Origin of the sequence: Bacillus sp. AFS017336, assembly GCF_002555445.1 — a bacterium.
Lineage (GTDB): Bacteria > Bacillota > Bacilli > Bacillales > Bacillaceae_G > Gottfriedia.
Map to the genome: position 1 here is coordinate 248,272 of NZ_NUCO01000021.1, position 19,632 is coordinate 267,903.

18 protein-coding genes are annotated in these 19,632 nt (G+C 33.7%); 17 read left to right on the forward strand and 1 reads right to left on the reverse strand.

The annotated features are described in order from the left end of the window. Positions 1-40: 40 nt before the first annotated feature. The 10 genes from CN601_RS13035 (at position 41) to ftsZ (ending at position 13,305) form a co-directional block, all read left to right on the forward strand. Positions 41-1,993: a stage V sporulation protein D gene (locus CN601_RS13035; protein WP_098117640.1), complete on the forward strand. Its 1,953-nt coding sequence runs from the start codon at positions 41-43 to the stop codon at positions 1,991-1,993. A gap of 25 nt (positions 1,994-2,018) precedes the next feature. Next, positions 2,019-3,485, forward strand: coding sequence for a UDP-N-acetylmuramoyl-L-alanyl-D-glutamate--2,6-diaminopimelate ligase (locus CN601_RS13040; protein WP_098117639.1), 1,467 nt, complete (start codon positions 2,019-2,021; stop codon positions 3,483-3,485). Positions 3,486-3,585: 100 nt separating this feature from the next. Beyond that, positions 3,586-4,560 carry a phospho-N-acetylmuramoyl-pentapeptide-transferase gene (gene mraY, locus CN601_RS13045; RefSeq protein ID WP_098117637.1) on the forward strand — a complete coding sequence of 325 codons (975 nt, stop codon included), beginning with the start codon at positions 3,586-3,588 and terminating at the stop codon, positions 4,558-4,560. Next, positions 4,561-5,913, forward strand: coding sequence for a UDP-N-acetylmuramoyl-L-alanine--D-glutamate ligase (gene murD, locus CN601_RS13050; RefSeq protein WP_098117635.1), 1,353 nt, complete (start codon positions 4,561-4,563; stop codon positions 5,911-5,913). Between the two features lie 65 nt (positions 5,914-5,978). Next, positions 5,979-7,052 (forward strand): stage V sporulation protein E, encoded by a 1,074-nt coding sequence (gene spoVE, locus CN601_RS13055; protein WP_098117775.1) that lies wholly within the window; start codon positions 5,979-5,981, stop codon positions 7,050-7,052. Positions 7,053-7,611: 559 nt separating this feature from the next. After that, a complete protein-coding gene (gene murG, locus CN601_RS13060) occupies positions 7,612-8,703 on the forward strand; it encodes an undecaprenyldiphospho-muramoylpentapeptide beta-N-acetylglucosaminyltransferase (RefSeq protein WP_098117634.1) in 1,092 nt (363 codons plus the stop codon). 76 nt (positions 8,704-8,779) lie between these two features. Beyond that, entirely contained in the window at positions 8,780-9,688 is a 909-nt protein-coding gene (gene murB, locus CN601_RS13065) for a UDP-N-acetylmuramate dehydrogenase (RefSeq protein ID WP_098171276.1), read from the forward strand. A 170-nt stretch (positions 9,689-9,858) separates the two neighbouring features. Beyond that, positions 9,859-10,626, forward strand: coding sequence for a cell division protein FtsQ/DivIB (locus CN601_RS13070; RefSeq protein ID WP_098117632.1), 768 nt, complete (start codon positions 9,859-9,861; stop codon positions 10,624-10,626). Positions 10,627-10,849: 223 nt separating this feature from the next. After that, entirely contained in the window at positions 10,850-12,130 is a 1,281-nt protein-coding gene (gene ftsA / locus CN601_RS13075) for a cell division protein FtsA (protein WP_098117630.1), read from the forward strand. Positions 12,131-12,165: 35 nt separating this feature from the next. Further along, the gene (ftsZ, locus tag CN601_RS13080) at positions 12,166-13,305 is read left to right on the forward strand and encodes a cell division protein FtsZ (RefSeq protein ID WP_098117628.1); all 1,140 of its coding nucleotides are present in this window, start codon (positions 12,166-12,168) and stop codon (positions 13,303-13,305) included. Positions 13,306-13,355: 50 nt separating this feature from the next. Here the strand turns inward: ftsZ and CN601_RS13085 are convergent, their stop codons facing one another. Further along, a complete protein-coding gene (locus tag CN601_RS13085) occupies positions 13,356-13,997 on the reverse strand; it encodes a class I SAM-dependent methyltransferase (RefSeq protein ID WP_098171347.1) in 642 nt (213 codons plus the stop codon). Between the two features lie 247 nt (positions 13,998-14,244). Between CN601_RS13085 and spoIIGA the strand changes: the two genes are divergently transcribed. From spoIIGA to CN601_RS13120, 7 genes are all read left to right on the forward strand, one after another. Then, positions 14,245-15,150, forward strand: a complete 906-nt coding sequence (gene spoIIGA, locus CN601_RS13090; RefSeq protein WP_257131712.1) for a sigma-E processing peptidase SpoIIGA — start codon at positions 14,245-14,247, stop codon at positions 15,148-15,150. A 10-nt stretch (positions 15,151-15,160) separates the two neighbouring features. Continuing rightward, entirely contained in the window at positions 15,161-15,880 is a 720-nt protein-coding gene (gene sigE, locus CN601_RS13095; protein WP_056471072.1) for an RNA polymerase sporulation sigma factor SigE, read from the forward strand. A gap of 185 nt (positions 15,881-16,065) precedes the next feature. Next, positions 16,066-16,845 carry an RNA polymerase sporulation sigma factor SigG gene (gene sigG / locus CN601_RS13100; protein ID WP_056471070.1) on the forward strand — a complete coding sequence of 260 codons (780 nt, stop codon included), beginning with the start codon at positions 16,066-16,068 and terminating at the stop codon, positions 16,843-16,845. Positions 16,846-17,215: 370 nt separating this feature from the next. Next, positions 17,216-17,497, forward strand: coding sequence for a YlmC/YmxH family sporulation protein (locus tag CN601_RS13105; RefSeq protein WP_098117626.1), 282 nt, complete (start codon positions 17,216-17,218; stop codon positions 17,495-17,497). A gap of 119 nt (positions 17,498-17,616) precedes the next feature. Continuing rightward, positions 17,617-18,441, forward strand: a complete 825-nt coding sequence (pgeF, locus tag CN601_RS13110) for a peptidoglycan editing factor PgeF (RefSeq protein WP_098171277.1) — start codon at positions 17,617-17,619, stop codon at positions 18,439-18,441. Between the two features lie 4 nt (positions 18,442-18,445). Continuing rightward, positions 18,446-19,120 carry a YggS family pyridoxal phosphate-dependent enzyme gene (locus CN601_RS13115; protein ID WP_098171278.1) on the forward strand — a complete coding sequence of 225 codons (675 nt, stop codon included), beginning with the start codon at positions 18,446-18,448 and terminating at the stop codon, positions 19,118-19,120. Between the two features lie 4 nt (positions 19,121-19,124). Beyond that, positions 19,125-19,628 carry a cell division protein SepF gene (locus tag CN601_RS13120; RefSeq protein WP_098171279.1) on the forward strand — a complete coding sequence of 168 codons (504 nt, stop codon included), beginning with the start codon at positions 19,125-19,127 and terminating at the stop codon, positions 19,626-19,628. The last annotated feature ends 4 nt before the right edge of the window (positions 19,629-19,632 follow it).

The window sequence follows — 19,632 nt, forward strand, 5'->3', positions numbered from 1 at the left end:
TATATTGAAACGAACATAATGTAGAGGAGTGTTCGTTTCGATGCGAGTATCTAATGTAACAGTTCGAAAACGATTATTTTTTGTATTTATTGGTGGTTTATTAATCTTTTCTATTATTGCTACTAGGCTTGGTTATGTACAATTTGGTATGGGGGATCTTTTAACTGAACGAGCAAAAAATTCGTGGAGTCGAGATATCCCATTCGAACCAAAGCGTGGAGAAATATTAGATCGTAATGGCGTTGCTCTTGCTACGAATAAAAGTGCTCCGTCTGTGTTAGTCGTCCCTAGGCAAATTAAAGATCCAAAGGAAGCAACTGAAAAACTAGCCCCAATCTTAAAAATCTCCGAAGTAAAACTTTATAAAATTTTAACGAAAAGATCGAGAATGGAACACATTCGTACTGAAGGCATTAAAATTACAAATGAGAAAGCTAAACAAATTCGAGACCTAAACATAGCAGGCGTCTACATAGCAGAGGATTCTAAAAGATATTATCCATTTGGAGATTATCTTTCTCACGTTTTAGGGTTTGCTGGAATTGATAATCAAGGACTAAACGGTTTAGAGCTTTATTATGACAAGCAATTAAGTGGTGAAGAAGGTAGTGTTCAATTTTATTCTGATGCTAAAGGTCAAAGAATGCCAAATATTGCAGATGACTATACTCCACCAATTAACGGTTTAAATCTAAAATTAACAGTAGATTCACGTATTCAAACAATTCTTGAACGTGAAATGAACAATGCAACAGCTCAATATAATCCAGATTCAATGATTGGAATTGCAATGAATCCTAATACTGGTGAAATTCTTGCAATGAGTAGTCGTCCAAGCTTTAATCCTACAGATTTTAAAACAGTTTCTCCCGAAGTATATAATCGAAATTTACCGGTCTGGTCAAACTATGAGCCAGGATCAACATTTAAGATTATTACACTTGCAGCTGCATTAAATGAAGGTTTAGTTGATTTGAATAAAGATCATTTTTATGATGATGGGGCTGCTGAGGTTGCTGGAGCACGTTTGCGTTGTCATAAAAGAGGTGGACATGGCTCACAAACTTTCTTAGAAGTTGTACAAAACTCATGTAACCCAGGCTTTGTGGAATTAGGTAATCGACTAGGAGAAGATCGATTATTTAAATATATCCGTAATTTTGGTTTCGGCCAAAAAACAGGAATTGATTTACAAGGTGAAGCTTCAGGGATTTTATTTAGTATGGATAGGGTTGGTCCAGTAGAAGCAGCTACTACTGCTTTCGGTCAAGGTGTATCAGTTACACCAATTCAGCAAGTTGCGGCAGTTTCAGCGGCAATAAATGGAGGTATTTTATATCAACCATATATCGCGAAAGAATTTGTAGATCCCGTTACAAATGAAGTCGTGAGCCGGAAAACACCAGTAGCAAAAAGGCGAGTGATTACTCCTGATACGTCTAAAAAGGTTAGATTGGCACTAGAAAGTGTTGTCGCACAAGGTACTGGTAAAGGTGCTTTTGTTGAAGGATACCGTGTAGGTGGTAAAACAGGAACAGCACAAAAAGTAAAAAATGGACGATATGACGATAGTAGCTTTATTGTGTCATTCGTAGGTTTTGCACCAGCAGACGATCCACAAATTGTCGTTTATATCGCAGTTGATAATCCAAAAGGTACAGTTCAATTTGGTGGAGTTGTAGCGGCTCCTATAGTAGGGAATATCATTCGTGATAGTATGCAAGTACTAGGTGTTCCACCTAGAAAAAATCAAATTGAAAAGAAATTCGTATACGGCGATACACCAACATATGAAGTACCAAATTTAAAAGGATTAGAGAAAAAAGATTTGCAACCTTTGCTAGATACTTTTACACTTGAATATAGTGGCACTGGAAATTATGTCATTGACCAAGCACCAAAAGCAGGTGTAAAACTGAAAGAAGGCTCTAAAATTAGAATTTATTTAGGAACGAAAGAAGAAACTAAATCTAAATCTAAAGATAAGAATTGATTTAGTTAATACGAAAGGAATTACTATGAAACTTCACACTTTACTATCAAGATTAAATCCTTTAGTGAATCTTCCATCGGAAAATCCGGAGATCACTGGAGTTGAAATGGATTCAAGAAATGTTAAGCCGGGTTATTTATTCATCTGTATTGAAGGATATACAGTTGATGGACATCAATATGTTAATCAAGCGATTGAAAAGGGAGCAGTAGCAATACTTGCACAAAAAACAATCGAATCAAGTGTCCCGGTTGCATATGTAAAAGACACTAATCGCTCAATGGCTGTAATTGGGAATGCATTTTATGGAAATCCAACAAATAAATTAAATTTAGTTGGTATTACTGGTACGAATGGTAAAACAACGACTTCATATATTATCGAAGAAATTGTAAAAAACAATAAGAAAAAAACGGGTGTGATCGGCACAATTGGCATGAAAATTGGAGAAGAAGTTTTTGAAACAAAAAACACAACTCCTGATAGTTTAACTCTACAATCTATGTTTGCCAAAATGGTAGAGGCTGATGTTGATACTGCAGTAATGGAAGTTTCATCACATGCATTGCATTTAGGTCGTGTCCATGGTTGTGAATATGATATCGCTGTTTTTACAAATCTATCACAAGATCACTTAGATTATCATGGAACGATGGAAGAATATAAAAAGGCTAAAGGCTTATTATTCTCTCAATTAGGTAATAGCTTTGTAGCACAAAAAACTAAATTTGCAATTCTAAATAATGATGATCCTGCTTCGGATGAATATATGAAGTTTACGCAAGCAAATCTAATAACTTATGGCTTAAGTGAGGAAGCGGATCTATTTGCAGATGAAATTGAATTAACGAATGCTGGAACTAGATTCACTCTACACTTTTTAAATAAACAATATGTTGTTGAAATGAAGTTAATTGGTACTTTTAATGTATATAATGTGTTAGCAGCAATTGGTGCTGGTATCGCATTAAATATAGAAATGGGCACGATTTTAGACGCAGTCTCAACAATTGATGGTGTACCTGGACGTTTTCAAGCAGTTAACGCAGGCCAAGATTTTACAGTTATTGTAGATTACGCTCATACACCTGATAGTTTAGAAAATGTATTAAATACCGTAAAACAATTTGCAAAAAATGATATTTATACTGTTGTAGGTTGCGGTGGAGATCGTGATCGAACAAAGCGCCCTCTAATGGGTAAAATTGCAGCAGATCTTTCAACAAAAGCAATCTTTACATCAGATAATCCAAGAACTGAAGATCCAAATTTAATTTTAGAAGACATGAAACGTGGATTAGAGCATAATAATATAACGGTAATAGAAGATCGTAAAAAAGCTATAACATTTGCGATTCAAAATGCGCAAAAACATGATATTATAGTTATTGCAGGTAAAGGTCATGAGACATATCAAATAATTGGAACGAATGTTTCACATTTTGATGATGTTGAAGAAGCTAAAGAAGCAATTTTACAAAGAAGAGGATAGTATCCTCTTCTTTGTAATGTGAAAAATTGCTTTCATAATTCCGTATAAAAGAATTAAACTATTAAGTAAACAAACACAGCTTTAGAAAGGAGGGCGCATAATGCTAGAACCGTCAATTTTAGTTGCTATGATTACAGCATTTATCATTGCAGTCATTTTATCGCCTATTTTTATACCGTACTTAAGAAAACTTAAATTTGGACAGAGTATCCGTGACGAAGGTCCACAATCTCATAAAAAGAAATCCGGAACCCCAACAATGGGTGGGATTATCATATTAATTGCTTTAAGTTTATCTGCACTTTTAATTTCTATGTATTTTGATGTTTTATCAACACGTACATATGTATTATTATTTGTCACAATCTGTTTTGGAGTAATTGGATTTTTAGATGACTATATCAAAGTTGTTAAAAAAAGAAATCTAGGATTAACTTCTAAACAAAAATTCATTTGCCAAGTAATTGTCTCTATCATTGTATTTTTCGCAATCCGTGCAATGGGAGTCTCTACATCTATTTCGATCCCAGGGACGAATTATTCATTTGATTTAGGCTTTATTTATGTTTTATTAATCATCTTTATGTTGGTTGGTACTTCAAACGCAGTAAATTTAACAGATGGATTAGATGGCCTTGTATCAGGTACAGCTGCAATCGCGTTTGGTGCATATGCAGTTCTTGCTTACAACCAACACCAGCTTGATGTTGCAATATTTTCAATTGCAGTTGTAGGAGCTGTATTAGGTTTCTTAGTATTTAATGCACACCCAGCGAAGGTTTTTATGGGTGATACAGGTTCATTAGCATTAGGTGGAGCATTAGCTGCAATCGCGATCGTTACTCATTTAGAAATTTTACTTGTTGTTATTGGAGGTATTTTTGTTATTGAAACACTTTCAGTAATGATCCAAGTTGCATCTTTTAAAGCAACTGGTAAAAGAGTATTTAAAATGAGTCCTTTGCACCATCATTATGAATTATCTGGATGGACTGAGTGGCGTGTAGTTGTAACATTTTGGTTTGTTGGATTGCTTTTTGCATTATTAGGAATCTATATCGAGGTGTGGATGTAATTGAAAAACGTGAAGAATTTTCAAGATAAAAAAGTATTAGTTTTAGGTATGGCCAAAAGCGGCTATGCTGCAAGTCATTTATTAAAAAAGTTAGGAGCAACGGTCACAGTAAATGACCGTACTCCATTTGAACAAAATGAAATTGCTCAAAAATTAAAAAGTGAAGGATTTAACGTAGTTTGCGGAGAACATCCTGCATCATTACTAGATGATCAACCAGTTTGTATCGTTAAAAATCCAGGAATTCCTTATACAAATCCATTATTAATTGAAGCATTAAAGCGTAATATTCCGGTTTATACAGAAATAGAGCTTGCTTATTTAATAAGTGAAGCACCATTCATTGGAATTACAGGATCTAATGGGAAGACAACAACTACAACTTTGGCATTAAATATGCTACAAGAAGGAAATAAGAAACCATTAGTAGCAGGAAATATAGGGACAGTTGCGTGTGAAGTTGCAGAAAAAGCAAATGAAGATAATATCATTGTTACCGAGCTTTCCTCATTTCAGTTAATGGGGATCGAAGTTTTCCGTCCGAAAATATCATTAATTACAAATATATTTGAAGCTCATTTGGACTATCATGGTACAAAAGATGAGTATATTAAAGCAAAAGCTAACATATTTAAAAATCAAACTGAGAACGATTTTGCAGTCGTTAATTTTGATGATGAACATGTAATGGGTATGGCTTCTCAAATTAGAGCGAAAATAATTCCATTCTCTTCAACAAAAATCGTCCAAGATGGCGCATATGTTCAAAATGGCTTTATTTATTTTAAAGAGAAAAAAGTTATTGAACTTGGAAAAATTGTCTTACCTGGTAAACACAATTTAGAAAATATATTAGCTGCAGTCGCAATTTCAAAGCTTCTAGATGTTGAAAATGAAGCGATTGAAAAGGTTTTAACAACTTTTACTGGTGTGGAACACCGACTTCAGTATGTAACTGAAATAGATAAGCGAAAATTTTATAATGATTCAAAAGCTACAAATATTTTAGCAACACAAAAAGCAATTTCTTCTTTTGAAAAACCAGTCATATTAATTGCTGGTGGATTAGATCGTGGAAATAGCTTTGATGATTTAATTCCTTATTTTAAAAATGTAAAAAAAATGGTCACTTATGGTCAAACAGCTAAGAAATTAATTGAATCCGCAGAAAAAGCAGGAATGAAAGTAGTAAAATCGGTTGATAATGTTGAAGATGCTGTAAATGAAGCATTCGCTCATTCAGAAGTTGGAGATATTATTTTACTGTCACCTGCTTGTGCAAGCTGGGATCAATTTAAGACTTTTGAAGAACGTGGTAATAAATTTATACAAGCAGTGCATAAATTAATGTAAGGCTTGTTTAATTCAAAAGTTGAGGTGTATTTAAAGTGCCAACAAAGAAAAAAAATAGTCCTGACATGATTCTTGTTCTAGTTACGCTATCATTATTAACAGTAGGTATGATTATGGTTTACAGTGCTAGTGCAATATGGGCATCTTATAAGTTTCATGATTCGTTCTTTTTTGCTAAGCGGCAATTACTATTTGCTGGGGTTGGAGTAATGGGGATGTTTGTAGTTTCAAATATTGACTACTGGCTTTTCAGAACACATGCAAAAAAAATATTAATCGCTTGTTTTATCTTGTTGGTACTTGTACTAGTTCCAGGAATTGGTTTAGTACGAGGTGGTGCACGAAGTTGGATCGGTATTGGTGCATTCTCTATTCAGCCTTCTGAGTTTATGAAGCTTGGTATGATGGTATTTCTATCAAAATATTTAGCTGATAATCAGAAGAATATTACTTCCTTTAAAAAAGGACTAGTACCGACATTAGGACTAGTATTCCTTGCATTTGGTTTAATTATGCTACAACCAGATTTAGGAACAGGCACTGTAATGGTAGGAACATGTGTAATTATAATATTTGTAGCCGGAGCAAGAATATCTCATTTTATGAGTTTAGGTATTGTCGGGGTTGCAGGTTTTGTTGCCTTGATTGCCTCTGCTCCTTATCGAATTAAAAGGATTACTTCATTTTTAGATCCATGGTCAGATCCATTAGGTACGGGATTTCAAATTATCCAATCGCTTTATGCAATTGGGCCAGGTGGATTATTCGGTTTAGGATTAGGACAAAGTAGACAGAAATTTATGTACTTACCAGAGCCACAAACTGACTTTATTTTCGCAATTCTATCAGAAGAGTTAGGATTTATTGGTGGATCATTTGTCATTTTATTATTCTCTTTATTACTTTGGAGAGGGATTAGAATTGCCTTAAGTGCACCTGATTTATTCGGTACTTTTTTAGCGGTAGGAATTGTCTCAATGATTGCGATACAGGTAATGATTAACATAGGTGTTGTAATTGGTTTAATGCCTGTTACAGGGATTACATTACCATTTTTAAGCTATGGTGGTTCGTCATTAACCTTAATGTTATTAGCAGTTGGAGTATTATTGAATATTAGTAGACATGCTCGCTCTTAATAAGACCGACTAAAAATTGGAAAAAGGGGTTGTCCCATAAGTCAAAGCACTTATGAGACAACTTCTTTTTATTTGGCAGAGCGAATTGCAAAGGAACTCCAAGTGTAAGTGATTAACAGACTATTGAGAAACCCGAACACTAAGTGAACTATATTGATAAAGCTGTGAACTCCGTTGATAAATCACAAATTCTCGTTGATAAATCACAAATTCTCGTTGATATATCACAAATCCTCGTTGATATAATACTAAAATAGGTTGCTATAGTCCTTTTTAAGGTGATTCTATATTCAAACCAAACAATAATCCATTCAATACGCAGTAAAATTTGGAATAAAGTAAACGATATTCAATCAAAAGTAAAAAAAACCTCAACTAATCCTCATTTTCTTGCGGATCCTTTATTAATTCATCACTATAACATTTGATTTCTGCCATTGAATCGTGAGTTTCTTTATTTTTAAAGAAAAAACAATTAGAATGATAGTGATAATATTGGTATAATAACTACTTAAACTGTTTTAAGTAATTTTATGTTTTGTAATTTAGGAGGATCTTTATGAAAATTTTAGTTAGTGGTGGGGGTACTGGTGGTCATATTTATCCAGCACTTGCGCTAATTAAAGAGTTAAAAAAACAAGATTCCAATGTAGAATGTTTATATGTTGGTACAGAAAATGGATTAGAAAAAGGAATTGTCTCTAAAGCAAACATACCTTTTAAATCTATTGTAATTACAGGATTCAAAAGAAGTTTATCACTAGAGAACTTTAAAACAATCTATCGATTCTTAAAAGGTGTATCAGATAGTAAAAAAATAATTCGTGAATTTAAACCGGATGTGGTTGTTGGTACGGGAGGATACGTTTGTGGACCTGTTGTTTATGCTGCAGCAAAACTCGGTATTCCAACAGTAATCCATGAACAAAATAGTATACCGGGGTTAACAAATAAGTTCTTAAATCGTTATGTAACCAAAGTTGCGATCTGTTTTGAAGAGGTTGCTGAATACTTTGATAAAGAAAAAGTAGTATTCACAGGTAACCCAAGAGCTTCTGAAGTACTTGGAAACTCGAACCCTACAGTACTGGAATCGTTAGGATTAGAATCAGGTAAACGTACAGTTCTAATTGTTGGTGGTTCTAGAGGAGCAAGACCGATTCATCAAGCATTCCTAAAAAGTGTAAATCAATTAGGTGAAAAAGATTATCAAATGATTTATGTTACTGGAGAAGTACACTATGATTCTGTTATTGAGGAAGTAAATAAAGTCGGAAATCCAAGTAATGTGGTCGTTAAACCATTTTTACATAATATGCCGGAAGTTTTGAGAGAAGTAGACTTAGTTGTCTCAAGAGCAGGAGCTACTACTTTAGCAGAGTTAACCGCATTAGGAAAACCGAGTATATTAATACCAAGTCCGTATGTAACGAATAATCATCAAGAAGTAAATGCTAGGTCACTTGAGAAAAACGGTGCGGCAATTGTTATATTGGAAAAAAACTTTAATAGTGAATATTTAGTAAATGAAATTGAAAAAGTATTACTAAATCCTATTAAACTTGAAGAGATGAAAAATGCATCTTTACAAATTGGTGTACCGGATGCTGCAAAAAAACTTGTTAACGTATTAGAGGAAATAAGTAAGTAGAACTTGCACGAACAAGTTCGAAATAAAATAAAAATGTATCAGAGGAAACTATAAGCTAAAGGGGGAAATAAATCGAATGTTTGAATCAAAATTAAAGGAAGTATTAAATGACTCGAGTCTTCTAATAAATGAGCCTTTAGCAAATCATACGACGATGAAAATTGGAGGACCAGCGGAGTATTTGGTCATTCCAAAAACTGTGAATGAAATTAAAGAGATTATCAACCTTGCAAATGAACATGGAATTAATGTGACTGTGATCGGAAGAGGATCAAATTTACTTGTCTCAGATCAAGGTATTGAAGGTGTCGTTATTAAAGTAAGTGATTGCTTAGACCATATCGAAGTAGCTGGAACAAAAGTAATTGTTGGTGCTGGGTATTCCGTTATTCGTTTAGCTACTCAATTAAGTAGAAAAGGTTTATCTGGATTAGAATTTGCAAGTGGTATTCCAGGTAGCGTTGGTGGCGGAGTCTATATGAATGCTGGCGCACACCAATCGGATTTCTCGAAAATTACAGCTAGAGCTCATATTTTATTTCCTGATGGAAAATTTGAATGGTTAACGAATGAAGAACTAGATTTTTCTTACCGAACTTCAGTTTTACAACATAAACGTAAAGGTTTCGTTATCGAAGCAGAACTTCAACTACAAGAAGGTTCGAAGGAAGCTTCAACTGCATTAATGCAAAAAAATAAAGATTATCGCAGAGAAACACAACCTTGGAATTATCCATGTGCTGGTAGTATTTTCCGTAACCCACTACCTCAGTATGCTGGAAATTTAATTGAACGTGCAGAGTTAAAAGGTTATCAAATTGGTGGAGCTAAAGTTTCAGAAATGCATGGCAACTTTATCGTTAATGCTGGAAATGCTACTTCAAAAGACGTTCTTGACTTAATAGCATTCATCAAGAAAACTATATTAGAAAAATTTAATGTCCAACTTGAAACAGAAGTAGAAATAGTTGGGAAAAAATTGTAAGTTTCTTCTAAACTAACCAAATTATATGCTATAATTTACAATAGCATATGATGCCCAAGATAGAATGGCATTCATTTGCTGTTCTATTTTTTATTATTCTTGAATTACTTCTTAAGCAAACGTAATGAAAAAGGAATTTTTAGTTGAACATTGATAATGGAGGCATAATTATGCAGGAAAATAAGATTATTAGTTTAGAAGACCGTGTGCCTGTTTTGCGTAATAAAAAACGTAAAAAAGTTAATATGCGATTACTTGTGACAATTCTTTTGTTTTTTTCTTTGCTTTTATGTGTATTGTATTTCCAAACATCAATTGGTTCAAAAATTAATTTAGTCATTAATGGTAATCATCTCTATTCTGATAAAGAAATTGAAAAATTAGCCGATTTAAGCATTAATGATAACTTTTTGACAATTAGATCTAGGCTGGTTGAAGAAAGACTTGAAAGCCAAAATACAATTCGAACAGTTGTCGTGCATAAGCGATTCCCAAACAAAGTTGAAATCGACGTAAAAGAATTTCAACCTGTAGGACAGGCTATATTCAACGGGAAAAAACATTTGTTATTAGAAAGTGGCGTACTTATTGAAGCAAAAAATTCACTAGGAAATACGATCGTTCCCGAATTAATTGGTTGGAAACAAGGTGATGAACTACAGGAAATGGCTGCAGAATTGAAAAAAATGCCATCGAGCATATTTCATTCAATTTCTGAAATAGATTATACGCCAAGTAGTGATGACCCATTATTAATTACACTCTTTACGAATGAAGGGTATGAAGTCAAAACTACCATAAGAAAATTCTCTAATAAGATGTCAAACTACCCACTAATTTTAAAGTCAATACCTAAAGATCAAAAAGGGGTAATACACTTAGAAGTTGGAGCGTACTTTTCACCTTATAGTGCAGATAGTGAAAATGGCTCAAATTAGCCTTTTATAATTAGTAAAATGTACGTTCAAGTCTTTTTTATCTTTTTATGTTAGTGTAGACTAGTAGTTAATAAAGAATGATGAAAAAAATTAAAAAGATTATGAAAAATCAAAATTAAAAAAGAGGAAAAACCCTGTAAATGTTGAATAGATGTCATATATGATATTAAAGAATGAATTGATGTTCGATTATAATAGATAGAGAGAAAAAGGAGGTGCCATCATGAACAGCAATGAGATCTATGTGAGTCTTGACGTTGGAACTTCAACAATAAAAGTAATCATAGGAGAACTAGTTAACGACACTCTTAATATTATTGGAGTGGGGAATGTTAAATCTTCTGGATTAAAACGTGGATCAATAGTTGATATAGATGAAACAGTCAAATCAATCAAAAAAGCAATTGATCAAGCAGAAAGAATGGTTGGCATTCATATTGACAAAGTAATTGTAGGGGTTAGTGCTAATCAAGTGCAGTTAATTAGTACTAACGGCGTAGTCGCAGTTTCGAAGGAAAATAAAGAAATTGACAATGAAGATGTTTTAAGGGTAATGGATCAGGCTCAAGTAATCTCAATACCACCTGAAAGAGAAATTATCGATGTTGTTCCACATGAATACATTGTAGATGGCCTTTCTGAGGTAAAAGACCCAAGAGGAATGATTGGTGTACGACTTGAGATGGAGGGTACATTAATTACCGGTTCGAGAACACTTGTACATAATATACTTCGTTGTGTCGAAAGAGCGGGGTTAGAAGTAACTGATATATGTCTACAACCTATGGCTGCAAGTACGATCGCATTAAAGCAGGATGAGAAAAATTTAGGTGTGGCACTAGTTGATATTGGTGGAGGTTCAACTTCAATTTCTCTTTTTAGAGAAGGCGTTTTGATAGCGACTTCGGTTTTACCAGTTGGAGGAGAACATATTACAAAAGATATATCAATCGGTCTTAAGACATCCACAGAAGATGCTGAAAAAATTAAAGTTAAATTCGGACATGCTTTTTATGATACTGCATTATCCGAAGAAGTACTTAGTGTACCAATCATGGGCAGTGAGCAGCATCAACAATTCAGTCAGCAAGAAATTTCTGACATAATTGAAGCTAGATTAGAAGAAATCTTCATAATGGTTCAAAATGAACTTGTAAGAATGAGAGGTAACAATTTACCAGGTGGTTTTGTACTAACTGGAGGAACTGTTACAATGACAGGTGTAATCGATCTAGCTCAAAAAGTATTTAAAAATAATGTAAGGGTAGCTACACCAGACTATATCGGTGTTAGAGAACCACAATACATTACTGGTGTTGGATTAATTAAGTATGCTTTTTATAAATCAAAAATGCGTGGCAAAAAACTTAGCTCTAATATTGCATTTGAATCAAATGAACGAAAACCTGTGGCTGTTTCAAATTCAAATACAAAACCAAAACAGCAGGATGAAGAGCGCGTCATGAGTAAAGTTAAAAGCATTTTTAAATATTTATGGGATTAAATTTGTGATGAATTTGAAAAGTAGGGGGATCAATCATGTTAGATTTTGATACAAATGTAGATGCTTTAGCAAAAATAAAAGTAATTGGTGTAGGTGGAGGCGGAAATAACGCTGTAAACCGAATGATTGAACATGGAGTACAAGGTGTAGACTTTATTGCAGTTAATACTGATGCGCAAGCTCTTAATCTATCAAAAGCTGAAGTTAAAATGCAAATTGGTGGCAAGCTTACTCGTGGTTTAGGTGCTGGTGCTAATCCAGAGGTTGGTAAGAAAGCCGCAGAAGAAAGTAGAGAACAATTACAAGAAGCTCTTAAAGGAGCAGACATGGTATTCGTCACTGCTGGAATGGGCGGTGGTACAGGAACAGGTGCAGCTCCAGTAATTGCACAAGTAGCAAAAGAATTAGGTGCATTAACTGTAGGTGTAGTTACTCGTCCATTTACATTTGAAGGTAGAAAGCGTTCAACTCAAGCAGCTACAGGAATCGCTGCAATGAAAGAAAGCGTTGATACGTTAATCGTTATTCCTAATGACCGATTATTAGAAATCGTTGACCGCAACACGCCAATGCTAGAAGCATTCCGCGAAGCGGATAATGTACTTCGTCAAGGGGTTCAAGGTATTTCTGACTTAATCGCTGTTCCGGGATTAATCAATCTTGACTTTGCAGATGTTAAGACAATTATGTCAAATAAAGGTTCTGCATTAATGGGAATCGGTGTTGCTGGTGGTGAAAACCGTGCAGCTGAAGCAGCTAAAAAAGCTATTTCAAGTCCATTACTTGAAACTTCGATTAATGGAGCACAAGGTGTATTGATGAATATTACTGGTGGTTCGAACTTAAGTTTATATGAAGTACAAGAAGCTGCAGATATCGTATCAACTGCATGTGATGCAGAAGTAAATATGATTTTCGGTTCTGTAATCAATGAAAGCTTAAAAGATGAAATTATCGTTACGGTAATTGCGACTGGCTTTGAAGGTGTAATTACAACGCCTACTCCAAAACCAATGGCAAGACCAACAATTTCAACACCAACTCAAACTTCTCAACCTACTATTAAACGTGAACCAATTCGCGAAGAAGTTCCAGTTGTTGAAACGACTAAAAATATAACTAGTCTTGATGACTTAGATATTCCAGCGTTCTTACGTAACCGTAAAAGACGCTAATAAAAGCAATAAAAAACCAAGATAAGATCAATCTCTTATCTTGGTTTTTTTTATTCTTTCGAATAGTGTAACTGTAAAGTATTTACATCACTAAAGACACTTTTAAACTTCTCGCTACACCCTTTAGGGAATAATACACCGAGACCATGAGAGTGTGTAAACTCAAAAGAGGGATGCTGTTGTCTTATCTCTTCCCAAAATTTATAAACACCAAAATCTTGTAATCTAACTTCTGTATCATGTATTAGTACAATTCCTTCCTTCGCTAACTTTGGAAGCCAAGTTGTGTAATCATGTGATACAGCCTCATAAGTATGAAATCCATCGATATGGAGAATATCAATTGTTTCGTCTTCAAAATTTTTTATTGCAGTATCAAAAGAAGAACGTAGCATTTTAGCTTCTTTTTGATAATAATTTTGAACGACTTCATACACTGTATTATAGACTTCATCATTATATAAACCACTATGCAAATCACCTTGCCAAGTATCAATCGCAAAACATTCACTTGATATATTATTGTTTTTCACACTTTGACAAAAACAGAAAAAAGAAAAACCGTAATGAGTCCCTAATTCTACAATTTTTTTAGGATTTACAAATTGGACTAGATCGTAAGCAAATTTAGCATGGCCTTTCCAAGCTGAGTGTTCTCTAATTGCGGGATTAGTTTGATTAAACTCGAACATTGGAGAATTAAATATCCATTTAACCAAATCCTCACTCCTTTATCAGGCAGGCTTATGAGAAAGAACGTGTATAGGGGATAAGTAGGCAAAGAATATCATATTTCACCTTGCCGTTCTAATCAAGATTTCGTAGTTTTATTGTCGAAAAACTCTTCAATGAATATTCCTTTTTTTGACAGACTTCTTACCGTGCTCATCCTATACTTACATATAATGAATATTCTATAGAGGATGGCGAACAAAATTGGTGATATATGGTGATCTTGTTTGGTTATTAAACTTGTTAATGGACTTCTTGATTATTCAGTTGACAGGCTTAATTCTAAAAAGAAATGTATCTATTTTTCGTTCACTGTTAGGGGCATTACTCGGGTCCATCGTTGTTTTAATGACGTTTACTCAATATGCATATGTAGTAGGTTCACCCTTTATGAAAATATTATTATCATTTTTCATCGTATTTTCTGCATTCGGGCGTCAACGAATTATTACATTTTTACAGTTATTGAGTATCTTCTATTTTTCTACATTCGTATTAGGTGGTGTATTGCTAGGCCTGCATTATTTATTTGCAACTAATTCTTCCAATTTAACGAAAACATCTTTTTACGGTGATCCAGTAAGTTGGTATTTTGTAATTGGTATGTTACCAATCGTAATACTTTACGCAAGGAAATCAATTAATCAAATTTCGTTTACAAAATGGAAATTGAATGAAATGTATGAAATGGAAATTGTATGGCGCAATACTTCGATTAAAATAAGAGGATTAATGGATAGTGGGAATTCACTTCATGAACCACTATCAAGGAAACCAGTCATCATTTTAGATTGTTCAACAAATGATTATGGCCTACCAACAGAGTTAGTGAAATTAGTAAGAGATTCTGCAAGTTCATTACATAATACTGAAGCACTAGACGTTTTAAGTTTCTTTCAAGGAACCTATATACCTTACAAAAGTATCGGTCAAAGTAATCAATTCCTCATCGCTATTAAACCTACAGTTGTAAAATTGAAAATTAATGGGAAATGGTATTCAACAAGATCGGTTTTAGTTGGATTGAGTCATGTTACTTTGTCATCAGACAATTTATATGAATGTATCCTTCATCCAAAAATGATGCAAGGAACAATTAATGAAATTGCATAGGAGGTAGAAAATGAATCGATTTTTCTTAAAACTTAAATTGGGTCTTTATAAGCTCTTAGTGAAACTTGGTTTGAAAGCAGATGAAGTTTACTATATTGGAGGAAGCGAAGCATTACCACCTCCATTGACAAGAGAAGAAGAAGAAAAACTATTGCAGAAACTTCCAAATGGAGATTTAGGCGCAAGATCACTATTAATTGAAAGAAATTTAAGATTAGTTGTTTATATCGCAAGAAAATTTGAAAATACTGGCATTAATATCGAAGACCTCATTAGTATTGGTACAATTGGACTTATAAAAGCCGTAAATACTTTTAATCCAGAAAAGAAAATTAAATTAGCAACATATGCTTCAAGATGTATCGAAAACGAAATATTGATGCATTTACGCCGAAACAATAAAAATCGTTCTGAAGTATCGTTTGATGAACCATTAAACATCGATTGGGATGGAAATGAATTATTACTTTCAGACGTATTAGGGACTGAAGACGATATAATTACGAAGGATTTAGAAGCGAATGTTGATAAGTCATTATTAACAAAGGCATTAGATCAATTAAATGATCGCGAAAAACAAATAATGGAATTACGATTTGGACTGGATGGAACCGAAGAAAAAACACAAAAAGATGTAGCTGATATGCTTGGGATATCGCAGTCTTATATTTCCAGATTAGAAAAACGAATCATTAAAAGACTTCGAAAAGAGTTTAATAAAATGGTTTAAAGTAAAAACCGATTAGAATGAGTCTATACTCATTCTAATCGGTTTTTTAGCGATGATCGTGACGATTAATAATAATCATTTTAAACAAAAATTTATTATTTTTGTATATTTTTTTTCGTGCATAAATTTTCCACCGAAGGAGATACTTACCTATAGTACAGCAACTCCAAGTAGGAGGGAACATCATGACACGAAACAAAGTAGAAATTTGCGGTGTAGATACATCAAAGCTTCCAGTTTTAAAGAATGATGAGATGCGTAAGTTATTTCATGCAATGCAAAGCGGTGACAGAAGCGCAAGAGAAACGATCGTAAATGGAAACTTACGACTGGTACTCAGTGTAATTCAGCGTTTTAATAATCGCGGAGAATTTGTGGATGACTTATTTCAAGTAGGTTGTATTGGCCTTATGAAGTCTATTGATAATTTTGATTTAAGCCAAAATGTAAAATTTTCGACGTATGCTGTACCGATGATTATTGGTGAAATTAGAAGATATTTAAGGGATAATAACCCAATAAGAGTGTCTAGGTCATTAAGAGACATTGCTTATAAAGCATTACAAGTAAGAGAACGTTTATTAGCAGAGAATTCAAAAGAACCAACTCCTGTTCAAATTGCAGAAGTATTAGGCGTAACACATGAAGAAATCGTATTCGCACTAGATGCAATTCAAGATCCAGTTTCGTTATTTGAACCTATATATAATGATGGCGGAGATCCTATTTTTGTAATGGATCAGCTAAGTGATGATAAAAATAAGGACGAGCAATGGGTTGAAGAACTAGCACTACGTGAAGGAATGAAGCGATTAAACGATCGCGAAAAAATGATTATTAGTAAAAGATTTTTCCAAGGAAAAACACAAATGGAAGTCGCAGAAGAAATAGGAATCTCACAAGCACAAGTTTCAAGACTCGAAAAATCAGCGATAAAACAAATGAATAAAAATATTCAAGGATAACGAAAAGCGGAGGCGACTGTTCAGCCCCGACAAGCATAAGTCAAAGACCGAGGAAAGTTGCCTTTTACTTTCATCGGGCTTTGACTTATGACCTCGAGGGGCTAGGAGCCGTAGCTAGACATCGTAAATACATCTTTTTCTTAGAAAAAATTAGCAAGAATACTTAATGAAATACTATTCCAATTAATAATAAAATCTCAATAATCCAATAACTAAATAATTAGTTAAGCTGGAAGACTGATTTTAAGATATTAATGTGTTAGACAATGAATGAGCCTAAAAACAACATTGTCTAACACATTTTTATTTTAAATTTATCATGATGTTTGGCCTTTACCTCATATATTTATAAAAAGGATGGTGAAGTAAAATGGCCAGAATTTCAGATTTTCAAGTTAAGGATGTAGTGAATGTTGCTGATGGAAAGAAACTAGGTAATATTGTTGATTTAGATATCGATCAGGTGAATGGAAAAATTACTTCGATTGTTTTAACAAAGCCGGGAAAAGGTTTGAATTTTTTTAGTAAAGAAGAAGAAATGATCATTTATTGGAAAGATATTGTAAAGATTGGCGAAGATGTCATTCTAGTAAAATACCGTTCAACTGTAGATTTAGAAGAAAATCTAGAAAGTCCGGTAAAATTCACATAAAAAAATAAGCGTGTTTTCTCAAAAACAATCAAAATTGTGAAATCTATGGTAAAATATAGGAAACCATTAAGTGGTTTACATATATATTTACTAAAATAGTTTTGTGAGGTCTTAATAATATGAGAGAGAGTTTTATTCAATCAACTGAAGGTACTTTTAAGATTCAACCTTGGGAAGACTCATATAAACATTTAGTTGCAGGGTTTACAACAAAAAATGATGGAGTTAGCCAAGGTTGTTTCTCTTCTTTTAATCTTGGGTTACATGTAAATGACGTAAAGGATGTAGTAGTTGAAAATAGAGAAATCCTTGCGCAAAAACTTAAACTTTCAACGACGAAATGGGTTTGTTCGGAACAAGTCCATGGGAACAACGTTGTAAAAGTAACAAAAAACGATTGTGGTAAAGGCGTTACTGATTACGAAAGCGGCATACCAACGACTGATGGTTTTTATACTAACGAAGAAGATATACTATTGACTTCTTGCTATGCAGATTGTGTACCATTATATTTTCTAGATCCAACAAGTAAATTTATTGGTTTAGCACATGCAGGATGGAAAGGCACAGTGCAAAATATTGGCGGTCGTTTAATTGAAAAATGGATCACTGAAGAAAACATACAACTAAAAAATATCCATGTTGCAATAGGTCCATCAATAGGTGATTGTTGTTATGAAGTGGATGATTTTGTAATGAATAAAGTTAATGATGCTTTTGAACAAAATATACCAGGGAATATTTTAACCACTTTACATAACGGGAAATATAAATTGAATTTAAAAGAAGCAAACAAACAATTACTCATCAAATCGGGCATTAGTGAAGAGAATATTAGTATGACAAATTATTGTACAAGCTGTAACCCGGACACTTTTTTTTCACATCGTAGAGATGGTGGGAAAACTGGAAGAATGATGAGCTATATTGGTTGGAGGAAATAACATCATGACAGTCAAACAAAATTATGAACGCATTAGCGAACAAATAAATGCAGCTAAGGCTAGAGCTAATCGAAACGATGAAGTCACGCTAATTGCAGTGACGAAACAAGTGAGTGCAGATGTAGCTAAGGAAGCAATCGCTGCAGGGATTCATCAATTAGGAGAAAACCGTTTTGAAGGTCTGCAAGATAAACAGGATCAAATTCAAAGTGACGTTGTTTGGCACTTTATAGGTTCTCTTCAAACAAGAAAAGTAAAAGATATCATACATACTATCGATTACTTACATTCCTTAGATCGTTTATCTTTAGCAGAAGAGATTCAAAAAAGAGCAACTGTACCATTAAAATGCTTTTTACAGGTAAATGTATCAGGAGAAGAATCAAAGCATGGTATTGCGCCAGGTGATGTGATTGATTTTGCTAGGCAACTCTCTGAATTTGATAAAATCCAAATTGTAGGGCTAATGACAATGGCACCATTCACGGAGGATGAAGGTATCATAAGAAGTAGTTTCAAAGGATTAAAACAATTACAGGAAAAAGTACAAAATTTACATATTACTAATATTCCATGTTCTGAATTATCAATGGGTATGTCTAATGATTTTGAAATAGCAATCGAAGAAGGTGCTACATTCATAAGAATTGGTACTGATTTAGTAGGAAAGGGAAGATAAAGAGATGAGTATTATTGGAAAAGTAAGAAACTTTTTTGCAATGGAAGAAGAATATGAAGATGATTATGATTATGAATACGAAGAACAGCAACAACAACAGCAGCAGCAAAACCAACAACAGCAGCAAAACCAACAACAAACGTCTAAACATGCGCGTGAGGACTTTAATCATGATCGAAATGCATCAAAGCAAAAATTAGTAAGTTTACCAGGAGGAGCTTCATTGACGTCAAAAGTTGTATTAGCGCAACCTCGTGAGTATGCAGAAGCACAAGATGTTGCAGATCATTTGAGAGCTAAAAAAGCTGTTGTAATAAATTTACAACAAATGCAAATCGATCAAGCTAAACGCTTTGTTGATTTCTTAAGTGGTACAGTTTATGCGATCAGCGGAGATATTAAAAAAATAGGAACGAATACATTTATTTGTACACCTGATAATATTGATATCTCTGGAACAATTACAGATATGTTATTTGAGGAAGACAATTCCATTAAAAGGTGGTAATTAA

What these genes read in the sequence shown, in the direction of transcription:
- CN601_RS13120 (WP_098171279.1), top strand. Translation starts at nt 19,125, where the DNA reads ATGAGTATTATTGGAAAAGTAAGAAACTTTTTTGCAATGGAAGAAGAA.
- mraY (WP_098117637.1), top strand. Translation starts at nt 3,586, where the DNA reads ATGCTAGAACCGTCAATTTTAGTTGCTATGATTACAGCATTTATCATT.
- ftsA (WP_098117630.1), top strand. Translation starts at nt 10,850, where the DNA reads ATGAACAGCAATGAGATCTATGTGAGTCTTGACGTTGGAACTTCAACA.
- CN601_RS13040 (WP_098117639.1), top strand. Translation starts at nt 2,019, where the DNA reads ATGAAACTTCACACTTTACTATCAAGATTAAATCCTTTAGTGAATCTT.
- murB (WP_098171276.1), top strand. Translation starts at nt 8,780, where the DNA reads ATGTTTGAATCAAAATTAAAGGAAGTATTAAATGACTCGAGTCTTCTA.
- CN601_RS13115 (WP_098171278.1), top strand. Translation starts at nt 18,446, where the DNA reads ATGACAGTCAAACAAAATTATGAACGCATTAGCGAACAAATAAATGCA.
- sigG (WP_056471070.1), top strand. Translation starts at nt 16,066, where the DNA reads ATGACACGAAACAAAGTAGAAATTTGCGGTGTAGATACATCAAAGCTT.
- CN601_RS13035 (WP_098117640.1), top strand. Translation starts at nt 41, where the DNA reads ATGCGAGTATCTAATGTAACAGTTCGAAAACGATTATTTTTTGTATTT.
- sigE (WP_056471072.1), top strand. Translation starts at nt 15,161, where the DNA reads ATGAATCGATTTTTCTTAAAACTTAAATTGGGTCTTTATAAGCTCTTA.
- CN601_RS13085 (WP_098171347.1), bottom strand. Translation starts at nt 13,997, where the DNA reads ATGTTCGAGTTTAATCAAACTAATCCCGCAATTAGAGAACACTCAGCT.
- CN601_RS13070 (WP_098117632.1), top strand. Translation starts at nt 9,859, where the DNA reads ATGCAGGAAAATAAGATTATTAGTTTAGAAGACCGTGTGCCTGTTTTG.
- pgeF (WP_098171277.1), top strand. Translation starts at nt 17,617, where the DNA reads ATGAGAGAGAGTTTTATTCAATCAACTGAAGGTACTTTTAAGATTCAA.
- ftsZ (WP_098117628.1), top strand. Translation starts at nt 12,166, where the DNA reads ATGTTAGATTTTGATACAAATGTAGATGCTTTAGCAAAAATAAAAGTA.
- CN601_RS13105 (WP_098117626.1), top strand. Translation starts at nt 17,216, where the DNA reads ATGGCCAGAATTTCAGATTTTCAAGTTAAGGATGTAGTGAATGTTGCT.
- spoVE (WP_098117775.1), top strand. Translation starts at nt 5,979, where the DNA reads ATGATTCTTGTTCTAGTTACGCTATCATTATTAACAGTAGGTATGATT.
- murG (WP_098117634.1), top strand. Translation starts at nt 7,612, where the DNA reads ATGAAAATTTTAGTTAGTGGTGGGGGTACTGGTGGTCATATTTATCCA.